The 15,703-nt window shown below is 46.5% G+C and carries 12 protein-coding genes and 2 tRNA genes; 7 read left to right on the top strand and 7 right to left on the bottom strand.

The window, feature by feature from the left end; genetic code table 11:
• Positions 1–63 precede the first annotated feature (63 nt).
• A complete protein-coding gene (locus tag C8N47_RS14400) occupies positions 64–1,446 on the top strand; it encodes an aminopeptidase P family protein (protein WP_107823271.1) in 1,383 nt (460 codons plus the stop codon).
• Positions 1,447–1,548: 102 nt separating this feature from the next.
• Here C8N47_RS14400 and C8N47_RS14395 read toward each other — a convergent pair whose 3' ends face one another.
• The gene (locus tag C8N47_RS14395; RefSeq protein ID WP_107823270.1) at positions 1,549–2,427 is read right to left on the bottom strand and encodes an AraC family transcriptional regulator; all 879 of its coding nucleotides are present in this window, start codon (positions 2,425–2,427) and stop codon (positions 1,549–1,551) included.
• Positions 2,428–2,631: 204 nt separating this feature from the next.
• On the opposite strand from C8N47_RS14395, the gene C8N47_RS14390 reads away from it, so the two are divergent.
• The 4 genes from C8N47_RS14390 to C8N47_RS14375 are packed head-to-tail and all read left to right on the top strand — an operon-like array spanning position 2,632 to position 7,439.
• Entirely contained in the window at positions 2,632–3,546 is a 915-nt protein-coding gene (locus tag C8N47_RS14390; protein WP_107823269.1) for a dihydrodipicolinate synthase family protein, read from the top strand.
• Between the two features lie 13 nt (positions 3,547–3,559).
• Positions 3,560–5,143, top strand: a complete 1,584-nt coding sequence (locus C8N47_RS14385) for an aldehyde dehydrogenase (NADP(+)) (protein ID WP_107823268.1) — start codon at positions 3,560–3,562, stop codon at positions 5,141–5,143.
• Between the two features lie 11 nt (positions 5,144–5,154).
• The gene (locus C8N47_RS14380) at positions 5,155–6,159 is read left to right on the top strand and encodes a 4-hydroxyproline epimerase (RefSeq protein WP_107823267.1); all 1,005 of its coding nucleotides are present in this window, start codon (positions 5,155–5,157) and stop codon (positions 6,157–6,159) included.
• A 38-nt stretch (positions 6,160–6,197) separates the two neighbouring features.
• Complete coding sequence (locus tag C8N47_RS14375; protein ID WP_107823266.1) at positions 6,198–7,439, top strand: NAD(P)/FAD-dependent oxidoreductase; 1,242 nt, start codon at positions 6,198–6,200, stop codon at positions 7,437–7,439.
• 62 nt (positions 7,440–7,501) lie between these two features.
• On the opposite strand, the gene C8N47_RS14370 is transcribed toward C8N47_RS14375, so the two are convergent.
• The 4 genes from C8N47_RS14370 to C8N47_RS14355 all read right to left on the bottom strand — a co-directional run bounded on the left by C8N47_RS14370 (position 7,502) and on the right by C8N47_RS14355 (position 8,919).
• Positions 7,502–7,574: transfer RNA gene (locus C8N47_RS14370), tRNA-Arg, on the bottom strand.
• A 174-nt stretch (positions 7,575–7,748) separates the two neighbouring features.
• Positions 7,749–7,821: transfer RNA gene (locus tag C8N47_RS14365), tRNA-Arg, on the bottom strand.
• 65 nt (positions 7,822–7,886) lie between these two features.
• A complete protein-coding gene (locus C8N47_RS14360) occupies positions 7,887–8,183 on the bottom strand; it encodes a thiamine-binding protein (RefSeq protein ID WP_107823265.1) in 297 nt (98 codons plus the stop codon).
• A complete protein-coding gene (locus tag C8N47_RS14355) occupies positions 8,167–8,919 on the bottom strand; it encodes a hypothetical protein (RefSeq protein ID WP_107823264.1) in 753 nt (250 codons plus the stop codon). The genes C8N47_RS14360 and C8N47_RS14355 overlap by 17 nt, the downstream gene beginning before the upstream one ends.
• Positions 8,920–9,059: 140 nt before the next feature.
• On the opposite strand from C8N47_RS14355, the gene feoB reads away from it, so the two are divergent.
• The gene (feoB, locus tag C8N47_RS14350) at positions 9,060–11,516 is read left to right on the top strand and encodes a ferrous iron transport protein B (RefSeq protein ID WP_107823263.1); all 2,457 of its coding nucleotides are present in this window, start codon (positions 9,060–9,062) and stop codon (positions 11,514–11,516) included.
• 253 nt (positions 11,517–11,769) lie between these two features.
• Here feoB and rpe read toward each other — a convergent pair whose 3' ends face one another.
• Both rpe and C8N47_RS14340 read right to left on the bottom strand, forming a co-directional pair.
• Positions 11,770–12,423 carry a ribulose-phosphate 3-epimerase gene (gene rpe, locus C8N47_RS14345; protein ID WP_107823262.1) on the bottom strand — a complete coding sequence of 218 codons (654 nt, stop codon included), beginning with the start codon at positions 12,421–12,423 and terminating at the stop codon, positions 11,770–11,772.
• Between the two features lie 182 nt (positions 12,424–12,605).
• Entirely contained in the window at positions 12,606–13,472 is an 867-nt protein-coding gene (locus tag C8N47_RS14340) for a sigma-70 family RNA polymerase sigma factor (RefSeq protein ID WP_107823261.1), read from the bottom strand.
• A gap of 384 nt (positions 13,473–13,856) precedes the next feature.
• Here C8N47_RS14340 and rho point away from each other — a divergent pair, with 384 nt between their 5' ends.
• Positions 13,857–15,620, top strand: a complete 1,764-nt coding sequence (gene rho, locus C8N47_RS14335; RefSeq protein ID WP_107823260.1) for a transcription termination factor Rho — start codon at positions 13,857–13,859, stop codon at positions 15,618–15,620.
• The last annotated feature ends 83 nt before the right edge of the window (positions 15,621–15,703 follow it).

The raw sequence follows: 15,703 nt of genomic DNA, 5'->3' as shown, positions 1-15,703 counted from the left end.
TCAGGCTTAACCGGGTAATCGTTGTATTATTGGGTTGAGCCTGATTTTTAAAAATACAGGATCATGTTTAAACCAGAAGTTTATGCGCAACGCAGGGAGGCGCTTTGTCGGAAAATCGGATCGGGGCTGATTCTTTTTTTAGGAAATGAGGAGTCGCCGATGAATTATGCCGATAATACCTATCATTTTCGGCAGGACAGTTCGTTTTTGTATTATTTCGGGGTCGATTTTCCGTCGCTGGCGGCAGTAATCGATGTGGACAATCAGCAACAGATCATCTTCGGAAACGACTTCACCATTGACGATATTGTTTGGATGGGATCGATGCCAACCATTGCAGACCGGGCCGCGACCGCCGGAATTACCGAGACGAAACCGACTGCGAAACTGCATTCGGTGATCGCAGCAGCGGCGGCTTCGAAACGAACAATTCATTTTTTACCGGCCTATCGCCCCGGGAATCTGCTGAAACTTCAGGAATTATTACATGTTCCTGCGGGGGAGGTAAATTCTCGCGCTTCGGTGGATTTAATAAAAGCGGTGGTGAGCCAGCGCGAGCTTAAATCGCCGGAAGAGATCGCTGAAATTGAAATTGCCGTGGATCTTTCGGTGGATATGCATGTGGCTGCCATGAAAGCAGCACGCCCGGGAGTTGCTGAAGCACAGGTTGCTGCCCGTGTCGCCGAAATCGCACTGGCCAAAGATGGCAACATTGCCTTCCCGATCATTGCGACGATTAACGGTCAAACATTGCATAATCACTCGCATCACAATATGTTGAAAGCGGGTGATCTGTTTTTGCTCGATGCGGGTGCCGAAACCAACATGCATTATGCGGGCGACCTGTCGAGCACCTGTCCGGTTTCCGATAAATTTACCGACATCCAAACGGTGATTTACGAAGCAAGCTTAAGAGCCCACGAAGCAGCCATTGCGGCTATCGCTCCGGGCATTGCTTTTAAAGAGGTACACCGGGCAGCTTGCTTGTCGGTTGCAGAATCGATGAAAGCTTTGGGGCTGATGAAAGGAGACATTCATGAGGCCGTCGAAGTTGGCGCACATGCCTTATTTTTTCCTTGCGGAACCGGTCATCAGATGGGACTGGATGTACATGATATGGAAGATTTGGGCGAAGTGTGGGTTGGTTATGATGGCGAGCCCAAAAGCAGTCAGTTTGGATTAAAGTCGTTACGGCTGGCCAAGCAGTTGCGCCCCGGGCATGTGTTTACAGTAGAGCCGGGAATTTATTTTATCCCGGATTTGATGGATCTTTGGAAAGCGGAGGGAAAATTCAATGATTTCCTGAACTGGGACGAGATCAGTAAGTTCCGGAATTTTGGCGGTATCCGCAACGAAGAGGATTTCTTAATAACCGAAACAGGCTGTCGTCGCCTTGGAAAACAAAAACCGAAGACGATCGCCGATGTTTATTCGGTCAGAAATTAGTAACGATTTTTGTCACTATAATGGTTGATTGATCTAAGGGTAAATCTGCTGCCCGATGAGGGGAGCAGATTTTTTTTGTTTGTGGCTGGCCTGGTCGCTGGCTTATATACTGGAAGTCAGACGCAATTTGTTCCGGTATTCTTTGGGAGTGCAGTCATTCAGTTGCTTAAATTTTCGGTTGAAGTTCGACAGGTTGCCAAATCCCACCTGCACGGCGATATCGGCGATGCCGAATTCCTCTTGTTGCAGCAATTTACAGGCCTGCCCAATCCGGAATTCTGTGAGAAAGTCGAGGTAGGATTTGCGCGTTCGCGTTTTAAAATAGCGGCAAAACGAATTGGTCGTCATGTGCGCGACGTCAGCAATCTCCTGCAGGCTGATTGGCCGGTAATATTCCTTCAGCGTGAAGCGGTAAATCGCATCCAAACGCATCTCATCGGTTTCATTCAGGTTGTTGTAGGCGCCTCCGGTTGAAAGAATCTCAAAATGTTCCGTTGTTGTCAATTGCTTCAACACCGTTAACAACAGAATCAAGCGGTCGGTAGCAGTTGCAGTAGCCAGTTCTTCAATTTTGGCAGCGATTGCCCGGTTTGCTTTTGCCGGGAAGAAGATTCCCTGCTCGGCCCGGTGGACCAGATCCTGCAGTTCTTTTGTCTCTGGAAGTGCCCAAAACGAAGCTCCCAGCACATTCCATTCAAAATAAACCGATAGCGCTCTGGCCTGAAGATAATTCGCCGGATCGTAATAAACGGCGTCGTTTCGGAAGGCATGCGGAAGCTTACCTCCAAATACAAAAATATCCCCCGGACTAAACTCACAAATCCGGTTTCCGGCGATGGCATTGCCGGTACTTTCCTGGATGAGCGTGATTTGAAATTCATCGTGCTGGTGAAGAATGTCGTACAAATGGGGCAAGTGATCATTCTGTATCCAGAATGACTCGTTGACCGGCTTGGCTATTTTGAAAGGCAATATCTTCATGCGCGCTCGTATTCGGTTTAAATCTTTTTGGTAGGAAATATTCCATCTATTTCGCCAAATTAGTCAAACAATGATAAGATTGTATTAGTTCAAGATAAGATCAGGGTATTTATTCAGAATGAATCCAAATAGATTTGCAGAGTAAGAGATAAGAAACTCTCAAATATAGAAATCAGATTGTATAACTTATAAATACCCAAAAAAATGAAGTTTGAATGGAAAGGGGTTTTTCCCGCAGTTACGACGAAATTTACAGCCGATGATCAACTGGATTTGCATGCTTTTGATGTGAATTTGAAAGCGCAACTCGAAGCCGGAGTGGATGGAATTATCCTGGGAGGCTCGTTGGGCGAAGCCAGCACGTTAACACTGGAAGAAAAAGACATCCTGTTGAAGCATACCGTTAAATCGGTTGCCGGCAAGGTGCCGGTTTTGATGAATGTGGCAGAGCAATCGACCAAAGTAGCTGTTGACGCTGCCATTCGTGCCCGCGATTGTGGTGCCGACGGTTTGATGTTACTGCCTCCGATGCGCTATACTTCTGACGATCGCGAAACAGTGGCCTTTCTGCGCGCTGTTGCCCAGGCTACCGAATTGCCGATTATCCTGTATAATAACCCGGCTGATTACAAGATCTGGATTTCGCCCGATATGTTCCGCCAGTTGGAAGACCTGCCAACAATCCAGGCTGTCAAAGAATCAACCCGTGATATTTCAAACATTACCCGCATGAAGAATGCCTTTGGCGATCGTTTTGCGGTGCTGACAGGTGTTGACACGCTGGGGATGGAAAGTTTGTTGATGGGTGCCGATGGTTGGGTTGCCGGTTTGGTTTGCGCTTTCCCTCGCGAAACTGTTGCAATTTACCGACTGATTAAAGCCGGTAAAATTCAGGAAGCTTTGGCGATTTATCGTTGGTTCCTGCCTGTTCTTGAATTGGATGTGTCGACCAAGTTGGTTCAAAACATCAAGTTAGCTGAGACATTTACCGGCCTTGGGAATGAAATCGTACGCGAACCTCGTCTTCCGTTGGTTGGTGACGAACGCGCCCGCATCGTTGCCATTTTGGAAAAGGCGATGGAAACCCGTCCCGAATTACCGGATTATTTGAATTTGTAGAAAATATTTGAACATGATACACGGAAAAAACCTGATCGGATTTGAACAGTTCGCCAACGGAACACAAACTTTCCAAACGTATAATCCTGCCGACCTTCGGGAGTTGCCTGAGCTGTTTGTTCAGGCAACTGACGCCGAGGTTGACCTGGCTGTTGAAAAGGCTACTGCAGCGTATGGGACGTACAAGAAGACAAGCGGGACAGCAAAAGCAAGCTTTCTGCGCGCTATTGCCGACGAAATTGAAGAATTAGGAACTGCGCTGATCGAACGTGCCTCTGCCGAATCGGGCCTGCCCGAAGGGCGTATCACCGGCGAGCGCGGGCGCACGGTCAATCAGTTGCGTTTGTTTGCTTCGGTACTTGAAGACGGCAGTTGGGTCGAAGCGTCGATTGATCCGGCCATGGCGGACCGGAAGCCCCTGCCTCGCCCTGATATCCGCAAAATGTTGCAGCCGGTGGGGCCGGTTGTGGTTTTCACGGCAAGCAATTTTCCGCTGGCCTTTTCAACAGCAGGAGGTGATACGGCATCTGCTTTGGCCGCCGGTAATCCGGTAATTGTGAAAGTTCACCCGTATCATGCCGGGACGAACGAGCTGGTGGTCGGTGCGATCAGCCGCGCAGCGCAAAAATGCGGGATGCCCGATGGCGTGTTCTCGTCGCTGAACTCGTCCGATTTTACCGTTGGTCAGCGTCTGGTGCTCCACCCTGCCGTGAAGTCGGTGGCGTTCACCGGCTCGTTCGGCGGTGGAAAAAGCTTGTACGAGCTTGCCCAAAGTCGAGAAGAACCTATTCCGGTTTTTGCGGAAATGGGAAGTGTGAACCCGGTTCTTTTGCTGCCTGAAAAGATGAAAGGCGAAACGGAAAACCTGGCCGCGACCATTGCCGGATCCGTCAACCTGGGTGCGGGACAGTTTTGTACAAACCCCGGCGTGTTGGTGGCCTTAAAATCAAACGAAACCGATGCGTTTAAATCGGCCTTGGTGAAGCAGGTTCAGGCATTGGCTCCGCAAGCGATGTTGCACGAGAATATTTTCAAAAACTATACAAAGAAGACTGCTGAAATCTTTGCAGAAACTGCCGTGGTGAAGTTGTCCGAATCAGCAACAGGCGCATCAACATTAAAAGGAAGGCCAGCAGTTGCAAACATTACCGGAGCTGATTTTCTGGCTAAGCCCGACTTGGTTGAAGAAATTTTTGGCCCGTTCTCCATTTTAATTGAATGTGCGGATGAGGCCGAATTGATGGACGTGTTGAAGAAATTTAAAGGCCAGCTGACAGGTTCTGTTCTTGGTGCAGGCGATGATTTCCGGAAGTTCGAAAGTCACATCCGGGTTTTGCAGGAAGTCGTTGGCCGATTGATTTTTAATGGAGTGCCGACGGGTGTTGAGGTTTGCTATTCCATGCACCATGGCGGGCCATATCCGTCAACGACCGACAGTCGGTTTACCTCGGTTGGCGTTGATGCGATCAAGCGCTTTGTTCGCCCGGTCTCGTTTCAGGATGCACCGGATGATTATTTGCCGGACGAATTGAAGAATGCCAACCCGTTGAATATTTGGAGGCGGGTTGATGGTGAATTGACCAGAAAAACAATCTAAAAAGCAAAGCCATGACTGCGAAGACATTTTTTTGTGTTGATGCCCACACCTGTGGAAATCCGGTGCGGGTTGTTGCCGGTGGCGGGCCGGTGTTGGTGGGAAAGGACATGTTTGAGCGTCGTCTTCATTTTATGAAAGATTACGACTGGATTCGAAAAGGGCTGATGTTCGAGCCTCGGGGGCACGATATGATGTCGGGAAGCATTATTTTCCCGCCGTCCGACCCGGCGAACGACATGGGCATCCTGTTTATCGAAACGAGCGGTTGCTTGCCGATGTGCGGTCACGGTACGATTGGGACAGTGACTGTTGCCATCGAACAGGGACTGGTGACTCCGAAGAAGCCCGGCGAACTGTTGGTGGAGGCCCCGGCCGGATTGATTAAGATCAGCTATAAAATGGAAGGCAAGAAGGTGACTTCGGTGAAGCTGACCAATGTCGCTTCGTTTTTAGCCGGAAAAGATTTGGAGATTGAATCGCCTCATTTGGGCAATTTGAAATTTGACGTCGCGTACGGTGGCAATTTTTACGCCATTATTGATCCGCAGGAAAACTTCAAAGGACTGGAACACTATTCGGCCGATGAGCTCATCGCCTTTAGTCGGCCAATCCGGAAGTTGATCAATGAGAAGTACACATTTGCGCATCCCGAAAACCCGAAAATTACGGGTGTCAGTCACCTGGAGTGGACCGGCGCAACGATTTCGGAAGAAGCTGATGGCCGCAATGCTGTTTTTTACGGCGACAAGGCGATCGACCGGTCACCTTGCGGTACGGGAACCTCGGCACGCATGGCGCAGTTGGTTGCCCGCGGTAAACTGAACGTTGGCGAAAGCTTTTTGCACGAAAGCATTATCGGAAGCCGGTTTTTGGGGCGGGTTGAAGAAAAAAACAGCATCGGATCGATCGACGCAATCATACCGAGTATTGAAGGTTGGGCAAAGATCACCGGTTTCAACAATATTTTTATCGATAACGAGGATGATCCGTATGCATACGGTTTCCAGGTAATCTGATTGTCATAACGATTTTAAGGATCTAATAACGGACTGAAATGAGTAAAATAGTCATTGTTGGCGGAGGAGTTGTTGGTTTGTTCACGGCTTGGTATCTCCAAAAAGAAGGAGCCGAAGTCATCGTTATCGAGCGCGGTGATTTCACCGACGGCTGTTCGTTTGGGAATGCCGGCTTAATTGTTCCCAGTCATCTTGTACCAATGGCATCGCCCGGAATGCTGAAAAAGGGATTGAAGAACTTTTTTCGTCCGGCGTCGCCGGTTGCTGCCCGTATCGCACCGGATGCCGATTTGATAAGTTGGTATTTAAAATTCACGCGTGCAGCAACACAAAAGCAGGTCGAGAAGTCGATTCCTGTATTGAAAGAGTTAAGCTTGTTCAGCAAAAGTTTGTATGTCGATTTACAAAAGTCAGCTGAGTTGGATTTCCCGTTTTGGCAAAATGGCTTGCTGATGTTATACAAATCGCAGCAGGCGGGAGAAGAACTGTTGGAAGAAGCGGAACTGGCCCGTAAGTGGGGTTTGAAGGTTAATGATCTGACAGCGGCTGCTGTTCATCAGCTGGAACCACACAGTTTACCGGACATCTCCGGCGGTGTGCACTATTTGTCAGACGATCATCTGAACCCGGCAGCACTGATGCAGTCTTTGGTGTCGACACTGGAAAAATCAGGAGTGGCACTGGTTCGTAATTGTCCGGTCAGGCAAATTCGGACGATTGGCTCAAAAGCAGTCGCTGTTGAAACTGACGCCGGGGAGTTCCGATTCGACCAACTGGTTATTACCGCCGGAATCTGGAGTAGCAAGATTCTGAAACAACTAAAAACCAGCATTGCCGTGCAGCCGGGGAAAGGATATAGTTTTAAGGTTGAAACGAAGTCTCGCATTCAACACCCGGCATTATTAACGGATGCCAATGTGGCTGTTACTCCGTTGGGAGGTGGCATAACACAATTTGGTGGTGGAATGGAGATTGGATATGGTGGTTACAAGATCCAGCAAGCTCGTGTCAGCCAAATCGTAAAGGCTGTTGGCGAATTCTACCCATCAGAACAGGGAATGGACGTAAGCGAGAAGCAAATCTGGCAGGGACACCGCCCCTGTTCATTCGACGGGCTTCCCTATATTGGTAAGGCTCCCGATTATTCGAACGTATTTGTAGGGACTGGTCATTCGATGATGGGCGTGACCTTAGCGCCTGCTACGGGTAAACTTTTGAGCGAGTTAATCAGCGGGCGGAAATTGAGTATGGAGCTTGAGGATTTCAGGCTTGCCCGCTAGTTGTATTTTTGCTCTTTTACAAACAAAAAAAAAGGTTGTCAAAAACTGACAACTTTTTTACGTGACCCCGGCAAGACTCGAACCTGCAACCTTCTGATCCGTAGTCAGATGCTCTATCCATTAAGCTACGGAGCCATTTGCTAAACGCGGTGCAAATATAGTATTTTGATTTTAAAAAAGCAAATAAAAAATGCGATTTTTTATGAATTGTGTTTATGTATTTTGTCCTAAATTGTGCCACCCTCTTTAGTTTTTGAGAGGGATGATGGATATTAAAAAAGGTTGTCAGAAATTGACAACCTTTTTGCGTGACCCCGGCAAGACTCGAACCTGCAACCTTCTGATCCGTAGTCAGATGCTCTATCCATTAAGCTACGGAGCCATTCGTTAAACGCGGTGCAAATATAGTATTTTTGATTTTAGAATAGCAAACAAAAATGCCATTTTTTATGATTCGTATTTGTGCATTTTGTCTTCAATTTTCACATCTTCCTGAAAGACAGTTTGTATTTTAATATAAGTCATGAGTTTTTTTGTGCCATTTTTTTCCAAAATTTCGTGGACACGTTTTACCAAAGCCATCACTTCGTCGTATTCTCCTTCAATTACGGTCTCGAAAGGGCATACTTTATATTTTAAGCCGGAAGCCTGAATTTCTTGGATGGCGGAATCAACCAGGTCGTATGTGTGAATATGGTCGGCCTGCGGGAGTACCTGAAGTGCTAAATTAATCTTCTTGTTCATCGTGTTTGTTTGTGGAGTTGTCTTGTTTTAAAAATTCTTTAATCTCGTCGATTGTCAGTTGTTTGACGTTTGTAATGATGACATCTTCTTTCAGAAAGTTGCCATATTGATTGCATTCATCAATAAACGATTTGAAAATATCTTGTAAGTTCTTTTTCAGCGGGAAGAGGAATAAGCCTGTGGCAAAACCCTCCGAAAATTCCATCTTTTCGAGTTCTCCTTCGCTGTTTGTCAGGAAATAGTTGAACTCATCGGTGATCATTTTCTTTTGGGGCTCGGTAAATTCCTGATCGGTTTGCGAATTTAGCAAAGCAATAAAATAGCGAATGTTTTGCCCTTTACCTCCCAGACCGGTAGAGATGAAAACCTGTTGTTCGTCGAGCAAAGAGCTTTGCAGGATCATGCGGCTTTCCTGAAGTGCCAGAATGGCCCAGTTGCGCAGTGTTCCTTCAGCCTGGTTCTTAAAACGCTCAATCATCCGGAAGGCATCAACATTGTCGTGACCCGCCAGGCGAACCAGTAATTGCTTTTTGAGGGTTTCCGAGAGCTCGCTGTCGTATAGCTGCTGTTCTACGGCCTCAAAATCGTCAATGGGCTGGTTATTGTTTTTGTCCTTGGTATATTCAAAATATTCGACCTGAAGCTCCACATCGATTTGCTCCTCCAGAATGCTGAAATTCTCTGGCAGCGAATCGATCGCTTCCTGTATTTTTTTCAGGTTATTGTTTTCCTCCATATCTCACGGTATAAGCTACAAATATAAACTAAAGGCTATAACCGGCGGGCTTTTTGCCTTTTTTTAAAGTAATTCTAAAAACTAATTTATCTTTGCATCCTATTTTTATTTAATTCAAATTAGCACAAGGATAGATACGGGTGAGGCTTTCAGAAGTTAGAAATAATGAGTCAGTAATCATAACCAAGGTGCTGGGGCACGGGTCGTTCCGCAAGCGTATTACCGAGATGGGCTTTGTGAAAGGGAAGGAAGTGCGGGTGGTTAAAAACACGCCTTTCAAAGGACCGATTGAATTTCGGATTATGGACTACAGCATTACGCTGCGACGCTCGGAGGCTAATTTGATAGAGGTCGTGTCGGTGGATGATGTGATTGCTGAAAACCTGATTGGCTATGAGGGGGTTATCGATAAAGATGAACTCAAGCGCTCGGCCAATGAAAAGGGGAAAGTGATTAACGTTGCGCTGGTTGGTAATCCGAACTGCGGCAAAACAACCCTGTTTAATTATTTATCCGGGTCGAAGGAGCATGTGGGGAATTACAGCGGTGTGACTGTTGATGCCAAGCGGGCCACCTTCCGAAAGGATGGTTACCAGTTTAACCTGGTTGACTTGCCCGGCACCTATTCGCTGACAGCCTATTCTCCCGAAGAAATTTATGTTCGTAAGTATATCTGGAAGGAAACTCCCGATATTGTCATCAATGTGATTGACTCATCGAACCTGGAGCGCAACTTGTTTTTAACAACACAGCTCATCGATATGGATATTAAGGTGATATGTGCCTTGAATATGTACGATGAGCTAATTCGCAATAAAAGCTATTTCGACTACCAGAAGTTGGGCAAGTTAACGGGCATTCCGTTTATCCCGACAGTTAGTTCAAAGGGGAAGGGGGTTGACGATCTGTTGCGCAAAGCAATCGACGTTTATGAAGATCGTGATCCTATTGTTCGCCATATTCACATTAACTACGGCGAGGAGATTGAGAAATCAGTTCGGCGTATTCGCGGGAAGGTTCGTCAAAACCGACCGATCACCGATAAAATATCGTCTCGCTTTTTGTCCTTAAAACTGCTGGAAAAAGATAATGAAACACTGTTTAATCTATCGAAATATGCCAATTTCGATGAAATAAAGGCGGTTACAAAGGAAGAATGCACCCGCATCGAAAACCTGTATAACGAGGATAGCGAGACCATTATTACCGACGCAAAATATGGCTTTATTGCCGGTGCTCTGAAAGAAACGTTCACACATCGGATAAAAAAGCAAGCCAGTTCGTCGGAAAAAATAGACCGGTTCTTGACGCATCCTTTATTGGGAATGCCGATTTTCGTTTTGTTGATCCTGACGACCTTCTATGCCACTTTCACCCTGGGAGCATATCCCATGGCGTGGATCGAAAGCCTTGTGGGCTGGATTGGCGAATCGGTAAAAGGGGCAATGCCTGCGGGCATGCTTCGCGATTTACTCACCAATGGTATTATTGACGGAACAGGTAGTGTGTTGGTTTTTCTGCCCAATATATTGATTCTGTTCTTCTTTATTTCGTTGATGGAAGACTCGGGCTATATGGCGCGGGCAGCCTTCATTATGGACAAGGTGATGCACTTTTTTGGCCTGCACGGACGCTCGTTTATTCCCATGATCATGGGCTTCGGTTGCAACGTGCCGGCAATCATGGCTACGCGTACCCTGCGAAATCCCGGCGACCGTTTGCTGACCATGCTCATCATTCCGTTCATGTCGTGCAGTGCCCGTTTGCCGGTTTATGTGCTGTTTATATCGGCTTTTTTCCCGCAGTCGCCCACCTTGGTGCTTGGTGGGATTTACCTGGCCGGCATATTAATAGCTCTGTTGATGGCGCAGATCTTCAATAAAACGATTTTTAGAAACAAGGAAACGCCTTTTGTTCTGGAATTGCCGCCATACCGGATTCCTACACTTCGCAACATTTTGGTGCACATGTGGGATAAAAGTTACCAATATTTACGCAAGATTGCCGGAGTGATTCTGCTTGGAGTGGTCATTGTGTGGGCTCTGGGCTATTTCCCGCGCCATAACGAACAGACTGAGCAAATTGCGCGACAAATTGAGCAGCTCGCAAACAGCGACCATGGCGATAAGGAAACGCAAATTCAGCTGCTTCACACCGAACAGGAGTCGCTGCGCTTGCAAAATTCCTACCTCGGGCAGATTGGCCAGTTTATTCAACCGGTGATGAGCCCCCTGGGCTTCGATTGGAAAATGAGCATTGCCCTGGTGGCCGGATTGCCGGCAAAAGAGATTGTTGTAAGTACCTTAGGAGTGCTGTACCAAGTTGAGGATGACAGTTCGATGGGGCTGGCTGATAAGTTGAAGCTGGAAAAATACCCATCGGGTAAAATGAAGGGAAAGACAGTGATTACCGTGCCCGTAGCATTAGCTTTTCTTGTGTTTGTGTTGATTTATTTCCCTTGCATAGGTGTTATTGCTACAATCCGCAATGAGTCGGGCAAGACCTTCTGGGCCGTGTTCACGATGTTGTATACCACTTTACTGGCGTGGTTGCTGGCTTTTGCAACGTTGGTGGCCAGCTCGATGTTTTGGGGATGAACAATTGGAGACTTGCAGCGCTTTTATTTTAATAGGAATGCTTCAGGAAGTAATAACATATTGTATTCTGGCAGTCGCCGTTGGTTTGGCCTGCTTACGCTTTTACAGGCTTGTTGAAAGTTTGTGGCGGAGCCCTAAGCCGCAGAATAAGACAAGCGAAAGCGGGAACTGCTCGTCATGCAACGCTTCCTGCGGCCTGAAAAAGTCAGCAGGGGTGAAAATTCACCACCCCTCTGCTGTTAAATTTCACAAGCTACACTAGTTTCAGTTTCTGAATGGTGTCAGCGGGCTTTTCGGAACCAAATACGAAGCTTCCCGCAACCAGTACGTTTGCGCCTGCGTCCACTAATTTAGCGCCGGTTTGGTAGTTTACTCCGCCGTCAATCTCAATCAGACAGGATGGATTTTTTTGATCGATGAGTTGGCGCAGTTTCCGTACTTTCTCGTAGGTATTTTCAATAAAACTTTGACCACCAAAACCCGGATTAACCGACATGAGTAAGACCATATCGAGATCCTGGATAATATCTTCGAGCAGATGGACTGGTGTGTGTGGGTTCAGGCAGACGCTGGCTTTCATGCCGGCATTCTTGATGCGTCCAATTGTGCGGTGCAGGTGTGTACAGGCTTCGTAGTGCACTGTCAGGTAGCTGGCACCGGCTTTCTGAAAACTTTCAATGTATTGATCGGGGTTGACGATCATCAGGTGGACATCCAGGGGCTTGCTTGCCATTTTACTGACATGCTCAATTACCGGAATGCCGAACGAAATATTTGGAACAAAAACGCCATCCATCACATCGCAGTGAATGAAATCAGCCTCGCTGTTATTGAGCATTTCAATGTCGGAGCCAAGATTGGTAAAATCGGCCGAAAGTATTGAAGGAGCAATATAAATTTGTGACATAAATAAGATTTTGCCCCAAAAGTAATGATTCGATCAACAAAAGACGAGATACACCATGAAATAATGCGGTTTCCGAAGCACCAAACTGCTACTTTTCGATGACTGTAAGAGATAGTAGCTCAGTGGTTAATGGGGCGTTTATGCCGATCGAAACAAAATGTCAACGGGAAATCGCCAATTTTTTATTTTCCGAGATAGGCTTTCAGCAGCCTGTTCCGATAGTTGTTTTTCAGTTTCTTGATCGACTTTTCCTTAATTTGCCGAACACGTTCCCGGGTTAACTCAAAGAGTTGTCCGATTTCTTCCAACGTATGCTGCCGGTAACCGTTCAATCCAAAATAATGGCGCAATATTTCAGCTTCGCGCTCTCCAAGAGTCGAAAGTGTTCGTTCAATCTCTTTGCGCAATGAGTTTGTAATCAGTCCGTTGTCGGGGCTTGGCGATTCGTTGTTCAACATCACATCATAAAGGCTGTTGTCGTCTTCATCGCGCAGTGGGGCATCCATCGAGATGTGGTGGTTCGAAATCTTAATAGCTTCCTCCACGGTCTCCGGGGTAGTCTCCAGAATATGTGCGACTTCGTCCGGCGTAGGCTCCCGCTGGTATTCCTGTTCCAGTTGCGAAAAGGTTTTGTTGATTTTGTTGATGTTCCCAATTTTATTGAGCGGCAGGCGAACAATTCGCGCTTGTTCAGCTAAAGCTTGCAGAATGGATTGGCGAATCCACCAAACCGCATAGGAGATAAATTTAAAGCCACGGGTTTCGTCAAACCGTTGAGCTGCTTTAATTAAGCCCAGATTACCCTCGTTAATTAAGTCGGAAAGGCTTAGTCCTTGATTTTGGTATTGCTTGGAAACCGAGACCACAAACCGAAGGTTGGCTTTTATTAACTTTTCGAGTGCTTGTCGATCGCCCTTGCGAATGCGTTTGGCCAATTCAACCTCTTCTTCCGCATTCAGCAGATCAACCTTCCCAATCTCGTGGAGGTACTTGTCCAGCGAGAGCGTTTCTCTGTTTGTTACCTGTTTTGTAATCTTAAGCTGCCTCATGTTGGGTCTGAGTTATGTTAGTTAATAGCGAGTTGTGTTAGTTAAAACGTAAACCATATTTTCTCAATATTGTTTACAAGGCCGAATTTAATGATTCTAAGTTTTTAAAAGGAGAAAGTTTTCATTAATTTTAGGAACGAATGGTTTTGAGTGACGAAAGAGCACTTTGGCTATACGAACGAACATTTTGCAGGTTTAGTTTTTGCCGAATTTATCTCCGTTTCGACTGAATTTCGTCAAAAAAGATGCTTTTATTTTGGTATTATTCACTTATTAATATATAATTGCACAGGAATTTCATAACAACATCATCCAAGAATCTTAATCCTTTTTACAATACACACTTCTCCAGATATTTTTGGGTTGTAAAATAATTTTCAAAATATGTATGATATTATTGAATTAAGCAGAAAGTTACTTCCTGATTTAAAGGAAATAGCAAAGGGGCTTAAAATCAAAAAAGTAGAGTCCTATAAAAAGCAGGATCTCATTTATAAGATATTAGATACGCAAGCAATTTTGGCGTCTGAAAAGAAAACAGATGCTACAAAAGATAAATCATCCAGAACACAGATCGGCGGCGATAATATTGTTAAGCAGAAAAAGACCGGACCGGTTGCCGAAGAGCAAGAGGAAAGTGATGATAAGCCCAAGCGCCGACGTCGCACTGCGGTCGCCATTAAGGCAGCTTCAGCATTCGAATTTGCGAAAAAAAATAAGCTGAAAGAGACCGATCAAAAGGCCGACGAACCTCAGGTTGAGAAGAGCGAAGCTCCCGCGGAGCCTGTTCGTAAGCCTGAATTGAAGCTCGAGAAAAGGACTCCCGAAGCAAAGGCTGAAAAGCCGGGCGATACGCCGTCTCCCGCTCCGACACAGGCTCCGGAAGCACCTCAGGCCGAAGCACGAAAAGAGGCACCACGGGAGATCCAGAAAGATTTCCGCCAGAAAAATAAAAAGTGGGATAATCAGCAAGGGCAAAACAGACAAAAGCAAACGCACAACCAGCAACAAAACGAAAAACCTTATGAGTTTGAGGGGATTATTACCAACTCGGGGGTTTTGGAAATTATGCCTGACGGATACGGCTTTTTGCGCTCCAGTGATTATAATTACCTGAACTCGCCCGATGACATCTACGTTTCGCAATCGCAAATCAAGCTTTTCGGGTTAAAAACAGGCGACAGCATTACCGGAACGATTCGTCCGCCCAAAGAGGGCGAAAAGTATTTCCCGCTGATTAAAGTGATTTCAATTAACGGCCGCACGCCTGATTATATTCGCGATCGCGTGCCTTTCGATCATTTAACGCCGCTTTTCCCCAATAAGAAATTTAATCTCACCGGAAATGGTCACGACAATATCTCGACCCGTGTGGTGGATCTGTTTTCGCCCATTGGTAAGGGACAGCGTGGTTTGATTGTAGCTCAGCCCAAGACAGGTAAAACCATGTTGCTGAAGGAAATTGCCAATGCCATAGCAGCTAATCATCCTGAAGTTTATATGATCGTATTGTTGATCGATGAACGTCCGGAAGAGGTGACCGATATGGCACGCAGTGTAAATGCTGAAGTGATTTCGTCAACCTTTGATGAACCGGCAGACCGCCACGTTCGCGTAGCAGGTATGGTGCTCGAAAAGGCGAAACGCTTGGTTGAGTGTGGTCACGATGTGGTGATTCTGCTCGACTCCATCACCCGTCTGGCCCGTGCCTATAACACCGTAGCGCCGGCATCGGGTAAAGTGCTTTCGGGTGGGGTTGATGCCAATGCCTTACACAAGCCCAAGCGTTTCTTTGGTGCTGCCCGTAACATTGAAGAAGGTGGTTCATTAACCATTTTAGCTACAGCCTTGACGGAGACCGGATCGAAAATGGACGATGTGATCTTCGAAGAATTTAAGGGTACCGGTAATATGGAATTGCAGTTGGATCGGAAATTGTCGAACAAACGGATTTTCCCGGCTGTGGATATTGTTTCGTCAAGTACACGTCGTGAAGATCTGTTGATGCCGAAGCCAATTATGGATAAAATTTGGATTCTGCGGAACTACCTGGCGGATATGAATTCGCTGGAAGCCATGGAGTTCATCAAAACCCGCATTATGCGAGCTGGCTCAATTGAAGAGTTTTTGATCTCGATGAACGAGTAAGCACAAATGGCATACGATATATGAAAAAGAGGCTGTCTTGCGAAAGGCAGCCTCTTTGCGTATGTCTGTTTTTTGCGCAGCGT

It is taken from the genome of Mangrovibacterium marinum (genome assembly GCF_003046625.1).
GTDB classification, from domain to species: Bacteria; Bacteroidota; Bacteroidia; order Bacteroidales; family Prolixibacteraceae; genus Mangrovibacterium; species Mangrovibacterium marinum.
The sequence above is the reverse complement of the archived record's forward strand: the minus strand, read 5'-3'. Positions and strand labels throughout refer to the sequence as shown.